Here is a 15,080-nt window from a genome sequence, read left to right as displayed (position 1 = left end):
GCGCGGGCTCACCGGGCCGGTTCCTCGTGTGCGGCGCCGGTCGGGCGGGCAGGCAGGACTCCCGTGCGCTCCAGATGGTCACGGGCGGCCCGGATCGCGTCGGGGGTGGTGGCGTGGTCCCGGCCCTCGTGACGCAGCGGCTCCAGCGCGCCGACGGAGTCGAGGACCCGGCGGTGGTCCGGGCGTATGCCGGAGGCCAGGACAAGGATGCCGCGCCGTTCCAGCTTCTGTGCCGCGTCCTTGAGGACGAGGGCGCCGGTGGCGTCCATCGTCGAGATGCGCGACATCCGCAGGATGACCACCCGCACATCGGCGACGTCCGTCAACTCCAGCAGGAAGCGGTGGGCGGCGGCGAAGAACAGGGGACCGTCGATCCGGTAGGCCACGATGTGCTCGGCCAGCAGGGCGTGTTCCTCGGCCGAGTGGTCGCCGCGGTCCAGGGGCACCTGGTCGAGACGGGCCTGCTTGGCCACGGCGCGCAGGGCCAGGGCGCCCGCCACGGCCAGGCCGACGATGACCGCGTAGACCAGGTCGAGGGCGAGCGTCGCGGCGGCGGTCAGCGTCAGGATCAGCGCGTCCGAGCGGGTCGAGCGGGCCATCGCCTTCAGCGAGCCGACCTCGACCATGCGGATCGCCGTGGCCAGCAGCACACCCGCGAGCGCGGCCAGCGGGATCTTCGAGACCAGCGGGGCCGCCGCGAAGACGATCACGGCCAGGACGGCGGCGTGCGCGAGGGCGGCGAGCCGGGAGGCGGCGCCGGTACGTACGTTGACGGCGGTGCGGGCGATGGCGCCGGTGGCCGGTACGCCGCCGAAGAGCGGGGCGGCGATGTTGGCGAGGCCCTGCCCGAACAGTTCCCGGTCCGCGTCGTGCCGCTGGCCCACGGTCATGCCGTCGGCGACCGACGCGGACAGCAGTGACTCCAGCGCGGCCAGCGCGGCGACCGCCACGGCCGGGGCGAGCAGGGAACCCACGGAGCCGATGTCGAGGAAGGCGAGGGACGGAGCGGGCAGACCGGAGGGCAGATCGCCGATCGGCCGTGCGGCGTCCAGCCCCGCGGTGTGCGCGACGACCGTCGCGGCGATCACGGCGACGACAGAGAACGGCACGGTCGGCCGCCATCGCGCTCCGGCCAGCATGACCGCGGCCACCGAGACGGTGATGCCGACGGCGGTCCAGTTCGGCGTCCGGACGAACTCCTCGACCGCACGCCAGGTGACGACCACGACCCGGTCGCCTTCGGGCTTGGGCACCCCCAGCGCGTTCGGCACCTGTTGCAGGCCGATCACACACGCGATGCCCAGCGTGAAACCCTCCACCACCGGCGCGGGCACGTACCGCATGTACTTCCCGGCCCGCAGCACGGCCAGCGCGACGAGCAGCACACCCGCCATCAGGCCGACGGTCAGCACACCGGTGGGCCCGTACTGGCCGACGATCGGCACCAGGACGACGGTCATCGCCCCAGTCGGCCCGGACACCTGGAGGTTCGAGCCGCCGAAGAGCGCGGCCAGCGCACCGGCGACCACCGCGGTGGCCAGGCCCGCCTCGGCGCCCAGCCCGGACGAGACCCCGAAGCCCAGCGCGAGCGGCAACGCCACGATCGCCACCGTCAGCCCTGCGACCATGTCACGCCGCGGATCGCGGCGCATGTCCACGAGATCGCCGCGACCGGGCAGCAGCGGGGCGATCCGGCCCCAGGCACGGCCTCGATACGTCTTCATCGCGCGGCGGCCCTCGGCCTGGCACGGCGGAACGGACACATCGCCTCGACTTCCCTGACGAAGCCCCACCCCGGGGGCGCACACAGAGGGCTGCGCCCACGGCTACCTGCGGGCGCAGCCAATACAGCATCTAACCAATTGCTAAATTTAGCAATTCGCTATCAGGCCGGCCCACGGCCGGCGGCAGGCACCCCACACGGGCACCGCTCACCTGCCCCGCCGTCTCAGGTGTCCTGCCGTCTCAGGTGTCCTGTCGTCCCTGGACGAGGAGAGAGACCGCGTCATGGATGAGGCGGTCGCCGTCCTCCGAGGAGATCCGGCGGCTGCCGACGAGGACGGCGATGCCCTGCATGGTGGCGGCGAACAGCAACGTGAGTCGGTACGGGTCCTGGGGTGCGAGTTCTCCCGCCTCGGTGCCGCGGCCGATCAGCTCGCCGAAGGCCGCGAAGAGCCGTTCCGAGGCGACGCGCAGCCCTTCGGGTGCGTCGCCGTTCTTCGCGGTGAACATCAGGTCCAGGAGCGCGGCGTCGGTGACGGCGAAACGCACGTACGCGGTCGCGACGGCGCGGAACCGCTGCTCGAAGTTCCCGGCGTTCCCGGCGTTCCCGGCGTTCCCGGCGTTCCCGGCGTCCGAGGCGATCACGGCTTCCAGTTCGTCGGCCAGGCGGTGGAAGCCCCGCTCGGCGAGCGCGTCCAGAAGTGCCTGCCGGTCGACGAAGTGGCTCCGCGGCGCGCCGTGGCTGACGCCGGCCTGCCGCGCCAGCTCACGCAGCGACAGCGCTTCGATGCCGCCCTCGCGCAGGGTCCGCTCGGCCTGGTCGAGCAGGACGGCTCGTAGGTTCCCGTGGTGGAAGGGCCTGTCGTTCACCCGCTCATCCTATCCAGAACTAGGCATTGACTAGTTTCTAGACAGTGTCTAGTCTCGGCGTCATGACACCTCCTACCGATGCCTCCCCCGCTCCCGATCTGACCGGCAGGACAGCCATCGTGACCGGCGCGAACAGCGGGATCGGCCGCGCCACCGCCCAGGCCCTGGCCGGATACGGCGCACGCGTCGTCTTCGCGGTGCGTGACCCGGTCAAGGGCGAGCGGGCCGCCGACGCGACGCCCGGTGACACCGAGGTGCGCCGGCTGGATCTGGCCGACCTGGCGTCGATCCGCCGCTTCGCCGCCGACTGGCAGGGTCCGATCCATCTGCTGATCAACAACGCCGGAATCTCGGCCCCCGAGCTGAGCCGGACGGCGGACGGGTTCGAGCTGCAGTTCGGCACCAACCACCTCGGCCCGTTCGCCCTGACGAATCTGCTCCTGCCGCACATCACCGGACGCGTGGTGTCGCTGGCCTCACAGGCGGAACGGACGGGGCGGATCGACCTCGACGATCTCAACTGGGAGCGCACCCCCTACAAGCAGTCCCGCGCCTACGCGACGTCGAAGCTCGCGAACGTGCTGTTCTCCTCCGAGCTGCAGCGCCGGCTGACCGCCGCCGGGTCGAGCGTGCTCGCCGTCGCGGCGCACCCCGGCTTCGTCGCGACCCCCATCTACGACCGGGCGACGGGAGCCGGCATCAGGCTGATGCTCCGCCTGCTGGCACAGGGCCCGGACGAGGGCGCCCTGCCGGTGCTGTACGCCGCGACCGGCGACGTCCCCGGTGACAGCTTCACCGGACCGAAGCACTGGATGCACATGCGCGGCGGTGCCGAACTGATCGGCCGTTCCAGGACCGCGCGGGACACCGAGCTGGCCCGGCGGCTCTGGGACGCCTCGGAGAAGCTCACCGGCGTCTCGTTCGGCCTCTGACACCGCGACCGCCGGCGCCCGCCCGGTGCGCCGGTCTCCTGCTCAGCGGCATCCCGGGGAGGTGCGAGCCCCGTCCCGGCAGGCGGGATCGCCGTGGTCGCCGCTGCCCGAGACACGTCGGCTCGCACGGACCTCCGCCGGCCCGACGCGGCGTGCCGAACGGTTCGTCGACAGCAGTCCGGCCAGCGCCGCGACCGCGAGGACGAGGACGAACACCGTGTAGTAGCGGGCGGTGGTGACGAGCCCCCCGCCATGTACGACCAGCACCCCGGCGACGACGGAGGGCGCGCCCATGCCCAGGTAGCAGACGACGTAGAGGACCGAGAGCACACCGGCCCGTTCGTGCGGGGCGGCGAGCGGCGCGACGGTGCGGATGCCGCCCTGGAAACCGGCCCCGAAACCGATGCCCGCGACGGCGGTGCTGCTGAAGAACCCGACGGTCGAGGACTGGTCGACGGCGACCAGCGTGCCCGCCCCGGCCACCACGAGCATGGCGATACCGACCAGCATCACGGTGCGGGGCGCCATGCGGCCGAGCACGACGGTCGCCAGCGATCCGACCACGGCGAGCAGGAAGAACCCGAGCGCGCCCAGCACCACCGAGGAGGAGCCGGACAGCTGCCTCGCCAGCGCCGGTCCGAGCGATCCGTAGAAACCCGCGAGCGCCCACACGGCGAACAGGATCGGCGCCGCCGCGAGTACCGGGCCACGCAGGCCGGCGGGCACCGTGAACTCGGGTACGACCGCGGCGCGCGCACCGGGCTTGCGGGACACGGTCTCCGGCATCAGGGCCACTGCGACACCTTGCAGGAGGAAGACGCCGACGAGCAGGAGATAGATCAGGTGCGTGGGCGCCGGCGCGTACTGGACCAGCAGCCCGGACAGCAGCGCTCCGGTGCCGGTACCGATTCCCGGCGCGGCCGCGTTGGCCACCGTGCCGCGGCCGCGGTCGACGTCGACCATCGCCGCGCCGAGCGCGCCGAGCGCCCCACCGGTGGAAACACCTTGCAGCACCCGGCCGGCCAGCAGGGCACCGACCCCGTCCGCGGTGGTGAGCACCACCATCGCGGCCGTCTGCACCGCGAGCGCGGCCAGCAGCACCGGCCGACGGCCGACGTGGTCGGACAGCCGTCCGAGCACCAGCAGCGCGAGCAGTACGGCGATCGCGTACACGCCGAAGACGACGGTGGTGGTGATCGGCGAGAAGTCCCACATGCGGGCGTACGTCGCGTACAGCGGGGTCGGCGCGCTGGAGGCGGCCAGGAAGGACACGACGATCGAGGCCAGCAGCACGAGGCTGCCGACGCCGGGGCGCCGCGCGCGGACGGTGGTCACGCCGTGCCGCGGCGGGCTCTGGGTGGAGGAACGGGCAGGATTCACAGTCAACCTCGATGGGGCGGGGCCGGGCACACCGCGTGGCGGGCGGCGATGTCTTCGGGAGCGGCCGGTACGCGTCCACGGCATCCATGGCGTCCGTGCCGTGCGACGGCCGGCCACAGGGGCGTCTTCGTCGAGTCGCGAGCCGTACGGTTCGCCGCGCGCGGGGCGGTCACCGCGGGGCGCTGTCCGGGCAGGCGGCCACGCCGCCCGCGTCGTCGGACGCCGGCTCGGTCGCCGGTTGTGGAGCGGATCCGGTCATGGCCTCAAGCCTCGCCATATCGCGCAGCCCCCACGAGTGGCAGAAATGCCTTGTTTCGTTAGGATGCCGCCATGACCGTCCATCGAGTGGCCGTACTGGCGCTGGACGGGATGGCCCCGCTCGACCTGGCCATTCCTCTGCAGATCTTCGGCCCGCGCACGGAGACGCCCTACCAGGTCTCCGTGTGCGGGCCTGCCGGTTCCGTCTCCTCCACCAGCGGCTTCGCACTGGCCGTCACCGGCGGGCTGGATGTCCTGCGGGCAGCTGACACGCTGATCGTGCCGGGGTCCGGACCGGAGTTCCCGCCGCAGTCAGGGCCGTTGCCGCCGGCGGTGCTCGACGCGCTGGTCGCGGCGCGCGACCGGGGCCGGCGGGTGGTGTCCATCTGTACCGGCGCATTCGCGCTGGCCGCGGCCGGACTGCTCGACGGGCTGCACGCCACCACCCACTGGCAGTACACGGACCTACTCGAACGGGAACACCCCGCCGTGCACGTGGAGCGTGACGTGCTCTACGTGGACGAGGGCGACATCCTCACCTCGGCCGGGATGTGCTGCGGCATCGACCTGTGCCTGCACATCGTGCGCCGCGACCTGGGCGCCGTCGTGGCCAACCAGATCGCCCGCAGCATAGTCGCCGCTCCGCACCGCGAGGGCGGCCAGGCCCAGTACGTGCCCGCACCCGTCGCGGTCACCGGGGACACCTCGCTCGCCGACACCCGGGCCTGGGCCCTGGAACGCCTCGGGCAGCCGCTCACCGTGCCCCAACTCGCCCGCCACGCCGGCATGTCCGAACGCTCCTTCATGCGCCGGTTCACCGAGGAGACGGGCACGACGCCCCTTCAGTGGCTGGTCGGTGCACGGCTCGGCCTGGCACGCGAACTCCTGGAAACCACCGACCAGTCGATCGACCTGGTCGCCCGCGACTCCGGCCTGGGCTCGGCCGCCAACCTGCGCCTGCACTTCCGCCGCGCACTCAACACCACACCGACCGCCTACCGCCGCGCCTTCACCCACCACACCGCGCACACGTGACGTGCGACATCCTCAGCTGTTCCCGTGGCCTTCGCGAACCAGCGAGGGATGTGCTCTCCCACGTAGGAGAACGCCCGAGGCAGTCCGGTCGACCTGGGTGAGGCGTCGGCCGGACTGCCTGGCGTGATGCGGGCGGCCGGTCTCCGGGTACGGCCAGGGCGGTCAGCGCAGCTGGTCGAGTGCCTGCTGGAAGGCAGCGGCGTGCTTGGCCTCGTCGGCTGCGGTGTTGCGGAAGTAGCCAACGGCGCTGGTGTCACCGACGCCGGTGGCGCGCTTGGCGAACCCCGGGTACACGGTGGTCTCCTCGTTGTGCTCCCCAGTGATGGCCGTGCGCAGGTTCTCCCTCGTCGTACGGACCAGTCCGGTCAGGACCGCCTCGCCGGCGAGGTGCTCGTGCAGTTCCACCTTGGCCGTGCCCTCCCACAGGCGGGCCAGCGCGGTGTTGCCGGTCTGCCGGGCGTGGGCGGCGAAGAGCATGTACTTGGCGTGGGCGAGTGCCTCGCCGTGCAAGGCAGTGTCCAGGTTGGCCCTGGTGCGGGTGGCCTTCACCTTCGGCAGCCCGGCGGGCACCGCCACCACGTCGGCCTTCGTCGGCGCCGGGACGGCGCCGCGGCCGTTGGTCACGGCCGTGAGGGCTGTGCGGAAGGCGTCGCGGTGGCGGCCCTCGTCGGCGGCGATCTCGCTGAAGAGTTTCGCGGCCCCAAGGTCCCCGTCCGCGCGGGCCTGCTCAGCGAAGCGGCGGTACATGACCTGGTGCTCGTAGGTCTCGCCGCTGATGGCCTGGCGCAGGTTGGCCGCGTTCGATCCGACGGTTCCGGCCAGGGCGGCCGCCTCGTGCAGGTGCTCGTTCAGCTCGGTCTGCGCCGTGCTCCGGAAGAGCTTGCCGACGGCCGACATGCCCTGGCGGTCGGCCTCTGCGGCAAAGAGGCTGTAGGCGGCGTAGGCGTACGCCTCGCCCTTCATCGTGGTGGTCAGGTCGGCGAGCGTCTGGGCCTGGAGAGCCCGGGCGGCGGTGTGCGGCGCCGGGGGCGGTGGGCCCCCGGCCGGGGCGGCCAGAACCGGCTGCGCCGGCACAGATGCGGCCAGCGCGCACAGGCCCGCGACGAGCATACGTGTCGAATGGTGGAACACGATGTCCTCCTTCCGGAGCACACCCTTCCGGGTGTGAACGCCCCCTCCTCATGCCACCCGCGCATGCGCCTCACTGCCCCTTCACCACACCCATCCGAGTGAATACGTACAGTAATCGCGGGCTCGATGGCGTCGACGAGTCGGCGGTCACCGGCCAGTGAGCTGCGGAGTTGCCCCCGGGACCCGTGCCGCTTCCGGCGTCCGGTTCTCAGTCGGGTCGCTTGGCCGTGACGACCAGACCCGGCCCGCTCTGCTCATCCGCGGGGAGGCGAAGTTCGGCCACGGGACGCAGCCCGGCCTGCTCGATCAGGTCCACGAGGTGTTCCGGCCGCCATTTGTGTGTCGTCCAACGAACGGGCACGCCTCCGTAGGCTTCGGTGCGCACCACGTCCTCGTCGCCGACGTGTGTCGCGGTGATGAAGTGTCCGCCCGGCTTCAGGGCGCGCGCGAACAGGGCGAGGACCTGCGGAAGGACGTCACGGGGCAGGTTGAACAGTGACCACCAGCCGAGCACGCCGCCGAGGGACGCTTCACCGAGGTCGAGGTCGGTGGCCGAGGCCACGCTGAAACGGCAGTGCGGATGAAGACGGCGGGCGTTCTCGATCATGCGGGGAGACAGATCGACCCCGGACACGTCGAGTCCGCGTTCGGCGAGGTAGGCGGTCACCGTTCCCGGTCCGCAGCCGACGTCGAGGACGGGCCCGAGTCCGCTCACGGTATCGGCGAAGGCGTCGATCGACGCCTTGAGCCAGGGATGGCTGCGGATGTCGCCGACTCCCGTCGTCACCACCATGTGGGCGTAGTTGTCGGCCACGCGGTCATAGGACTCACGGACTGCGTCGAGATCGGCTGGGCGGTCAATACGGTAGGCGCGCACGAGCCGAACAATAGTGTGCGACGTCCTATGGGTGACCGGCCGTCATACAGGGGCGAACAGCACGTCTTTCTGCATGTCAGTCATGTCATGCGCGGCTGAGTCCGGCCGCGGTCGTTGCCGGGCTCGCCGCCACTGCCCCGGCTTTCCCACCCGAAGGAAGACGCATGAATCGACGAATAGGCCGGATATTCACCGCCGTACTTTTGGCTTGCGGCATCACGGGGACGGGAAGCATGGCGCAAGCCGTTGCGGCCGAGGCACCTGTGCAGACGTCGTTCGTCACGCCGATGGACCCTCCCCAGCACCTCAAGGTGCGCAAGAGGGTGGCCGCCCCCGCACCGGAAGTGGTCGATGTCCGGGATTTCGGTGCTGTCGGTGACGGCACCGCCGATGACACCGCGGCCTTCCAGCAGGCCATCGCCCGGTCGGCCGCGACAAAGGTCCCGGTCTACGTCCCCATGGGCACGTACAAGATCACCGACACCCTCACGCTGGACAAGCAGCTGATGACCGGGGACAACCACGCCAGCTACACCTCCGACTATCAGACGCTCCCCACCATCGTGGAAGCCGACCCCGCGCACAGCGCGATCCGTCTCAAGGACGGCGGCGCGATCAGCGGCCTGAACTTCCATCACGCCCAGGACCAAAGCTCCGCCACCCCGACGCAGTTCGCCACGACCGTCCTCCTCGACGGTGTCGGAACCCGCGTCAGCAACGTGAAGATCTCCTTCCCCTGGGCGGGGATCGAGTCCGTCGGTGACAACACCGGACGCGCGGTCATCCAGGATGTGTTCATCTCCGCACCCGCCAGGCTGGGCATGCGGATCGACACCGGCTGGGATGCCACGACGATCTCGAACGTGGAAGTGTGGACACCGCCCACCGTCTACCAGGGAGCGTTCTGGAACAGCGGCGTAGGCATCGAACTGGGCCACCTCGACGCGTTCCGCATGAACAACGCCTTCGTCTTCGGCGCGAACACCGGCGTGCTCCTGCAGGGGACGGACAAAGGCGCCACCTGGGGCACCATCGACGGCCTCACCACCGACTTCTGCAACGTCGGAGTACTGAGCGCGGACAAGACGCTCGTGACCCTCACCAACTCGACCCACTTCACCTTCCACCACGCTCTGGCGATCACGGGAAGCGAAAGCCGGGTCAACGTGTCGGCCGGCCACTTCCGCTCCAACAATTCGGCGGCGGTGTACGTCCACGGCGGCTACTACGTGACGATCTCAAGCTCCGAGATGGAAGGACACGGCGGGCCCGCGCTCCTCGTCGACGGCGGCGCCAAAGTGACCATCACCGGCAACGACATCACGGGCAACTCAGCCGGTGCACGGTTCTACGGCAACGGCGTGATCAACTTCTCGAACAACACCGTCGTGTCCGACACGCACGCCGCCGCTTTCCAGAACAACGCCACCAACCCGTTCAACCAGTTCAGCGGAAACATCATCTACCCCTGAAGTCGCGGGTGGGAGCGTGTGGCCCAAGTCGAGGCGTTTTCCGGTGATTCGGCGGCGTTCAGATCGCCGTGGGGGCTGCTACGGCTGCGGCCTCACGGCCGTGCCTGCTTCGGCAGGGTGAGGATTTCGGCTCCGTCGTCGGTGATGGCGATCGTGTGCTCACTGTGCGCCGTCCGGCAGCCCGTCGCGCTGCGGAGCGTCCACCCGTCGGCGTCGGTGACGAGTTTCGCGGTGTCCGCCATGACCCACGGCTCCAGTGCCAGCAGCAGCCCGGGCCGCAGTTTGTATCCGCGGCCGGGCCGCCCGGTGTTCGCGACATGCGGGTCCTGGTGCATCGTGGACCCGATGCCATGGCCTCCGAACTCGGTGTTGATCGGGTACCCCGCCTCGCTGAGGACCGTGCCGATGGCATGGGAGATGTCACCGATGCGAGCCCCGGGCCCGGCCGCGGCGATCCCTGCGGCGAGCGCGCGTTCGGTGGTGCTGATCATCGCGACGCTCTCCGGGGGCTTCGCCTCGCCCACGAGGAAGCTGATGGCGGCGTCCGCGGCGACTCCGCCTCGGGAGACGGCGAGGTCGAGTGTGAGCAGGTCGCCGTCGGCGAGCGTGTAGTCGTACGGCCGTCCGTGGAGCACGGCGTCGTTGACGGCCGTGCAGATGTAGTGGCCGAACGGGCCGCGTCCGAAGGACGGCGCGTAGTCGACGTAGCAGGACTGCGCGCCCGCCTCGACGATCATGGCCTTGGCCCACCGGTCGATGTCCAGAAGGTTGGTGCCGACCGTGCTGCGGCCCTTCAGCGTCTGCAGGATGTCGGCGACCAGGGCGCCCGTGTCTCTTGCCCGGGCCAGCAGGGTGGGGTTCAGGATCTCGATCAAGGCGGCGCCCTTCTCATGCGGCCAATAACTATACCGGCCATACTATACCGGTACTAGAATCGGAGTCATGGTCAGACTGCCGCTCACTCCCGCAGAGGTCGAACGCGGACAGCGCCTCGGCGCCCTGCTACGCCGGGCCAGGGGAGAACGCTCGATGCTCGACATCGCGCTCGACGCACATGTCTCACCGGAGACCCTCCGGAAGATCGAGTCGGGCCGCGTGGCCACCCCTGCCTTCCCGACCATCGCGGCGATCGCCGACGTCCTCGGCCTCTCCCTCGACGCGGTGTGGGCGGAGATCAGCCGGCCCGAACATGACGTCACACGCGAGCGACTGACCGCGTAAGCCGCCATCCGGCACACCGGGTAGGACTCCCCCAGATCGACGCCTCGGTGGGCCGCGGCCGTGGACCAGCCGGGCAGTGGCAGATAGGTGTGACGCCAGCGCTGTGCTTCGGCACGTTGGCTCTGGTGGGTCTTTGGAGGAGGGCGTCGCCTGGCGGCGGCGGACGACGGGGGGTGGTTATTCGCCCGTCCACCGGTTGCGGTCATGCTCTAATCGCCGGATGAAGAAGATCGAATCAGAGCTGATACAACGTTGGCTGAACGGCTGGACCGTGGCTCGTTCCCTGCCCGAGGCCGAGCCGGTCGAGTCCGCCGGGGACGGCCTGCGGTCCAAGTGCGACCAACCCGGCCGCGAGGTCGAGGTGTTCGCGCTGCGTGCGGACGAAGAGCCGAGTCCTTGGCACGGCTGGCGGCAGCCGTCGCCGCCGCGAGGCAGCCCACCTGGCTCACGGTACCTACGCTGCGCCCAGGCACCGTCGAAGCCGTCGTCGGCGCCGCCGGACCGGAGTTGCTCCACCGGTCCGAGTGGTTCATGACGACCGATCTGACCGGGCACCCGCAGCACGCGCCCGCCGCGCCGTACGAGCGCGAGGTCCGCACGGAGGGACCGGTCACGGTCGTCTCCCTCCATGACTCCTCCGGAGAGGTGGCGGCGCGCGGCACCATCGCCGTGGTCGGCGCCGATGCGATCGCCGATCGCATCGAGACGGACGCGGCGCACCGGCGACGCGGCCTGGGCCGCGCCATGATGAGCGCTCTGGCGGAGGCCGCCGTGACCCAGGGCGCCCGTACCGGTCTTCTCATCGCCAGTGAGGAAGGCCAGCGCCTCTACTCCTCCCTCGGCTGGCGCCACGAAGCCGACGTCCTGATCGCCCGGGGGCCGGTGGTTCCCTCCAGCCGGTAGGACTGGCTCACACTGGCCGATCCGCCCTTACGCACGGCGCACTCCTGCGGATCCCACCGAGCGAAAATGCCCGGATTTTCCGAACTTGCCTGTTCCGGCTCTATTCCGGTTGTCCGCCATTCTCGGCTGCCCTGTCAGAGACCATCCGCAGGAAGGCGAAGCGCGCTGTCGTACGGGCCGGGCGGGATGTGAAGGGTGGCGGTGTCGTAGTCGCCGAAGCGGAGCACGTTGTCCCTGCGGTGCGGGCTGAGCGCGGCGATGTCGTAGGGGTTCACCTCCCGGCCTTGGGCTGCCATCTGGCGAAGTGTGTCGGTCATGTCGACGGTGGTGGAGAAGATGATGCTGTTGGCCATCAGGCCGAGGAACTTGACGGCTTTCTCCTGGAGTTCGGGGTCGCGGGAGCGCAGGTAGCTGTCCCCTCCGGAGTGGAGCCATTTCGTGCATCCGTTGTATGCCTCGGCCTTGTTCGTCGCCCTGGCGATCTGCTCGCGAAGCTGAGGATCCGGCAGGTAACGAAGGAGAACGATCGTACAGATGGCGCGGCCGACCTCACGGAAGACCCGGTAGATCTGGTTCTTTTGGGAGTGGTTGTTCAGGCGTCGCAGGAGGGTGACGGAGGACACGCCTTCTCGCACCGACAGGCCGACCTGTATGAGGTCCTTCCAGCCGTTCTCGATGAGCTGCCAGTCGATGCAGGTGCGCGGGTCGGTGGAGAACAGCGCGTCGATGTGCCGGTAGCGTGCCCCCGGGTCGGGGCGGTGGAAAGTGAGGTCCTGGAAGTTCCGTATTCGCGGCAGTAGGTCGATGCCGAGCAGGTGGGCGAGTCCGAAGACCGGGAAGGACTGTCCCTGGGTGTCAGCGTGCAAGGTGTCCGGGGTACCGTCCACCGCCGCTACCGACCCATCCCCCCACGCCGCCGTCAGATCCAGGCTGGCATGGGCGTTGAGCACGTCAGCTCCGCACCACTTCGGCTCGGCCGGCGCGGCATGGCTGGCGCCGACCGTTGCCACGCTGCGTGCCGAGATCCCAGACCTCCGGCTGGACCTGCTGCTGACCGAGTCCACGCCGGGCGACCCGGACATCGACATCTTCGTGGAGGAGACAGGTGTCGAGCGCCCCGGGTCCGTCGATGTGCACAGACTCGCCCAGGACCCCTACCTCGCCGTCGTCCGCGTCGACGACCCACTCGCCGAGGTGCCCCAGGTGCCATTGGCGGACCTCGCCGAGCGGCATTGGGTGGACAACGAACCCCGCGAAGGGGCGTGCCGCCAGGTGCTCCTCAACGCCTGCGCGCAAGCCGGGTTCTCCCCGAGTTTCGTGGTGGAAACACACGACTACCGGACCGCTATGTCCTTCGTGGCAACGGGAATCGGGCTGACTGTAGTACCGGCGCTCGGTATCGGCGAGCTGCCGGAAGACCTGACGACCGTCGCCCTGGTGTCCCCCACCCCGGTTCGGCATATCAGTCTCGCGGTGAAGAAGTCGATCGCGCGGCACCCCGCAGCCCAGCGCACCGTCGAGCTGCTGGAAGGCCTGGTGCGCGCGGGGAAATCCCGAGCTGGCGGATGAGCCTTGGTGGCAGGCGCCGCGTTTTCAACGCCTGCCCGCCGTACCGGAACCTTCGCCCGCGAGAGGCTCCGCCACCAGCACGTCTCCGCAAGTCGCCGCTGTATCACTTCCCGCGTACGGGCCTACGCCACGCGCTCGGGAGTTCGTGAGACAGCGGACGTCATCGCAGGTCAGGCCCAACTCCGTTGGAAGATCCGCGCCTGCTACCGCAAAGCCATGAACAGCGACGATCCCGGTAGCGGGGCCAGGGCCAGATCACAGAGCGCACGCACACTCATCGTATTTGAGCGTCACGCTCTGCTATAAAGTGGCGGCTATTACGCGTATCTCCTCCGCCCACCTGGTGGTCTGGGACGGCGCACGCCGTGCCGCGCCGCCAGATGGACCGGGCCGACCGGGATCAGTCCTGAGGCCGCAGGTAGGCCCAGCCGAAGATGCTCGCGGTGTCGTGGAGTTCACCGGCGTGCGCGGTGGACCGGGCGAGCTGGTCGCGGCAGGCGCTGATCCTTTGGGCCAGCGGGGTCGTGGCCGGTGCGGACTTCTCAGAGATGTGTACGTTCTGCATAGCGGAGGATTCCTTCCATGAGACTGATCTTGCTGGTTCGGCAGTAGTCGGTTTCGGTGCTGTCCAGACGGCCGGTCTCGAAGTACTTGTTGGCCACCTGGCCACCGCGGCAGTAGGCGAAGTAGTCGCACTGCTCACGGCAGTTGGTCACACCCGCCAGGGCCTCGGCGACCCAGGGCACTTCCGCGGCCCGGGCGGCCAGCACGGTCAGGGGTGTGTCAAGGACGTTTCCCGCGGTGAACGGGCCGTGTTGGGGTGAGCGGAAGCCCGCCAGCTCGGCACCGAGCGGAAGGAAGTCGCCGTCCCAGGTCACCATGGGAAGCGGCATGACGGGACGGTCGGCGCGCAGTGCCGCCGCACCGGACAGTTCCTCGCGGATGTAGGTGTAAGCGTGGTCCAGCTCGCGGACCTGGATCCGTGGATCGGCCTGCCAGCAGGCAGCCAGTTCCTCCCAGAACGCCACGACCGAGTGCTTGGGGTCCTGTCCGCCCGCGTACACGCCCTTCTTCTCGGCAAGGTTGACGCCGAGGTCGTCGCAGCCCAGCTCGCAGGCGAACCGGTAGAGGTCGGTGGCGGCTCCCGGGGACACGTCGGCCACCACAGCGATCAAGCCGAAGCCGATGCCGGCCTGCCGCAGCATGGCGATGCCGCTCATCGCCCGCTGGGTGCTCGGCCCGCCCGCCCAGTCCACACGTGAGGCGTTCTCTTCCCCCGGACCGTCGAGGCTCACGGTGACACGGACGGGAAGGGTGGCGAACACCTCGCACCACGCCTCGTCGATGAGCGTGGCGTTGGTCTGTACGGCGTGTACCACCGGATGTGTCTCACCCGTGCCGAAGGGCTCGGTGAGGGTCCGGAAGTGGGCGGGGCCCACCGCGCGTGGTTCGCCGCCGTGCCATACGACGGCGACCGGGCGCTGCCTGGACCATTCCCGGACGCCCGCCGCAACTGCCTGCGCGACCTCCGTACTCATCCGCCGCGACACCTTCCGGTCCGGTAGATAGCAGTAGGTGCAGTCGAGATTGCACAGCGTCGTCGGCTGCATCAGCATCACCGACGGCACCTCGGCCAGCCGTGCAGCGCCGGTTCGGACGGGCTTCTCGCCCAGCGGATCTGGCCTGAGCAGTGGACACGCCTTGAGCGTA

General features: G+C 69.9%; 15 protein-coding genes. 6 read left to right on the top strand and 9 right to left on the bottom strand.

Annotated features, from left to right (window positions below):
• Positions 1-8: 8 nt before the first annotated feature.
• Positions 9-1,724: a SulP family inorganic anion transporter gene (locus ACIRFL_RS09500; RefSeq protein WP_404025832.1), complete on the bottom strand. Its 1,716-nt coding sequence runs from the start codon at positions 1,722-1,724 to the stop codon at positions 9-11.
• Between the two features lie 241 nt (positions 1,725-1,965).
• Positions 1,966-2,592, bottom strand: a complete 627-nt coding sequence (locus ACIRFL_RS09495; RefSeq protein ID WP_404025829.1) for a TetR/AcrR family transcriptional regulator — start codon at positions 2,590-2,592, stop codon at positions 1,966-1,968.
• 62 nt (positions 2,593-2,654) lie between these two features.
• Between ACIRFL_RS09495 and ACIRFL_RS09490 the strand changes: the two genes are divergently transcribed.
• Positions 2,655-3,524 (top strand): oxidoreductase, encoded by an 870-nt coding sequence (locus ACIRFL_RS09490; protein WP_404025826.1) that lies wholly within the window; start codon positions 2,655-2,657, stop codon positions 3,522-3,524.
• A 42-nt stretch (positions 3,525-3,566) separates the two neighbouring features.
• Here ACIRFL_RS09490 and ACIRFL_RS09485 read toward each other — a convergent pair whose 3' ends face one another.
• Positions 3,567-4,904 (bottom strand): MFS transporter, encoded by a 1,338-nt coding sequence (locus ACIRFL_RS09485; protein ID WP_404025823.1) that lies wholly within the window; start codon positions 4,902-4,904, stop codon positions 3,567-3,569.
• Between the two features lie 330 nt (positions 4,905-5,234).
• On the opposite strand from ACIRFL_RS09485, the gene ACIRFL_RS09480 reads away from it, so the two are divergent.
• Complete coding sequence (locus tag ACIRFL_RS09480; RefSeq protein WP_404025821.1) at positions 5,235-6,197, top strand: GlxA family transcriptional regulator; 963 nt, start codon at positions 5,235-5,237, stop codon at positions 6,195-6,197.
• Positions 6,198-6,359: 162 nt separating this feature from the next.
• On the opposite strand, the gene ACIRFL_RS09475 is transcribed toward ACIRFL_RS09480, so the two are convergent.
• Positions 6,360-7,328 carry a ferritin family protein gene (locus tag ACIRFL_RS09475; RefSeq protein ID WP_404025819.1) on the bottom strand — a complete coding sequence of 323 codons (969 nt, stop codon included), beginning with the start codon at positions 7,326-7,328 and terminating at the stop codon, positions 6,360-6,362.
• A gap of 208 nt (positions 7,329-7,536) precedes the next feature.
• Positions 7,537-8,205, bottom strand: coding sequence for a class I SAM-dependent DNA methyltransferase (locus ACIRFL_RS09470; RefSeq protein WP_404025816.1), 669 nt, complete (start codon positions 8,203-8,205; stop codon positions 7,537-7,539).
• A 233-nt stretch (positions 8,206-8,438) separates the two neighbouring features.
• Here ACIRFL_RS09470 and ACIRFL_RS09465 point away from each other — a divergent pair, with 233 nt between their 5' ends.
• Positions 8,439-9,677 (top strand): right-handed parallel beta-helix repeat-containing protein, encoded by a 1,239-nt coding sequence (locus ACIRFL_RS09465; RefSeq protein ID WP_404025814.1) that lies wholly within the window; start codon positions 8,439-8,441, stop codon positions 9,675-9,677.
• A 92-nt stretch (positions 9,678-9,769) separates the two neighbouring features.
• Here the strand turns inward: ACIRFL_RS09465 and map are convergent, their stop codons facing one another.
• Positions 9,770-10,552 (bottom strand): type I methionyl aminopeptidase, encoded by a 783-nt coding sequence (map, locus tag ACIRFL_RS09460; protein ID WP_404025811.1) that lies wholly within the window; start codon positions 10,550-10,552, stop codon positions 9,770-9,772.
• A gap of 67 nt (positions 10,553-10,619) precedes the next feature.
• Here map and ACIRFL_RS09455 point away from each other — a divergent pair, with 67 nt between their 5' ends.
• Together ACIRFL_RS09455 and ACIRFL_RS09450 are read left to right on the top strand one after the other, a co-directional pair.
• Positions 10,620-10,898 carry a helix-turn-helix domain-containing protein gene (locus tag ACIRFL_RS09455; protein WP_404025808.1) on the top strand — a complete coding sequence of 93 codons (279 nt, stop codon included), beginning with the start codon at positions 10,620-10,622 and terminating at the stop codon, positions 10,896-10,898.
• A gap of 396 nt (positions 10,899-11,294) precedes the next feature.
• Positions 11,295-11,801, top strand: a complete 507-nt coding sequence (locus ACIRFL_RS09450; protein ID WP_404025806.1) for a GNAT family N-acetyltransferase — start codon at positions 11,295-11,297, stop codon at positions 11,799-11,801.
• Positions 11,802-11,935: 134 nt separating this feature from the next.
• On the opposite strand, the gene ACIRFL_RS09445 is transcribed toward ACIRFL_RS09450, so the two are convergent.
• Complete coding sequence (locus ACIRFL_RS09445) at positions 11,936-12,667, bottom strand: Tn3 family transposase (RefSeq protein ID WP_404025804.1); 732 nt, start codon at positions 12,665-12,667, stop codon at positions 11,936-11,938.
• Between the two features lie 76 nt (positions 12,668-12,743).
• Here ACIRFL_RS09445 and ACIRFL_RS09440 point away from each other — a divergent pair, with 76 nt between their 5' ends.
• Positions 12,744-13,370, top strand: a complete 627-nt coding sequence (locus ACIRFL_RS09440; protein ID WP_404025801.1) for a LysR substrate-binding domain-containing protein — start codon at positions 12,744-12,746, stop codon at positions 13,368-13,370.
• A gap of 400 nt (positions 13,371-13,770) precedes the next feature.
• Here the strand turns inward: ACIRFL_RS09440 and ACIRFL_RS09435 are convergent, their stop codons facing one another.
• Together ACIRFL_RS09435 and amcB are read right to left on the bottom strand one after the other, a co-directional pair.
• Positions 13,771-13,935, bottom strand: a complete 165-nt coding sequence (locus ACIRFL_RS09435; protein WP_404025799.1) for a hypothetical protein — start codon at positions 13,933-13,935, stop codon at positions 13,771-13,773.
• Entirely contained in the window at positions 13,913-14,986 is a 1,074-nt protein-coding gene (gene amcB / locus ACIRFL_RS09430; RefSeq protein ID WP_404025797.1) for a cyclophane-forming radical SAM peptide maturase AmcB, read from the bottom strand. Before amcB ends, ACIRFL_RS09435 begins: the two co-directional genes overlap by 23 nt.
• Between the last annotated feature and the right edge of the window lie 94 nt (positions 14,987-15,080).

Source organism: Streptomyces sp. NPDC102462 (genome assembly GCF_044765425.1).
In the GTDB taxonomy this organism is placed as follows: domain Bacteria; phylum Actinomycetota; class Actinomycetes; order Streptomycetales; family Streptomycetaceae; genus Streptomyces.
The sequence above is the reverse complement of the archived record's forward strand: the minus strand, read 5'-3'. Positions and strand labels throughout refer to the sequence as shown.